Source organism: Stenotrophomonas sp. GbtcB23, assembly GCF_019091045.1.
GTDB lineage: Bacteria > Pseudomonadota > Gammaproteobacteria > Xanthomonadales > Xanthomonadaceae > Stenotrophomonas > Stenotrophomonas rhizophila_A.
In genome coordinates, this window is the sequence record NZ_JAGXKC010000264.1 from 1 (window position 1) to 345 (window position 345).

1 protein-coding gene is annotated in these 345 nt (G+C 54.2%); it reads right to left on the minus strand.

The features are described 5' to 3' along the window. Positions 1-345, minus strand: a 345-nt coding sequence (locus tag KVS69_RS19055) for a hypothetical protein (RefSeq protein WP_217539531.1), incomplete at both ends; no start/stop codon positions are given.

The window sequence follows — 345 nt, forward strand, 5'->3', positions numbered from 1 at the left end:
AACGAGGTCACGAACGGACCTTTCTCGCAAGCTTTCTGCGCATGCCGCGTTGAATTCGGTTCCGTTGTAGTTGGTGGAGAAGGAGAGCCACCAGCTAGAGCAGAGCCGCACCAGCGCGAAGTAGCCGACTATCAACCACGTCTTCGTGATCGTTTGGAAGAACGGGTTCCCATCCGCGTCCTCGCCTTCAACATTGAAATTCGTGTCCAAAGAGTGTCCATCGAACTGCACCCAGTCACCCATCTGTAGCGCAAACACTTCGTTCAGCTGGCTGGCTAGGGTTGCGTCCTCTATCTCGAAGCCACCATCTACAAACGGAGGGCCTTGACGCAGTCTTTTTAGGTA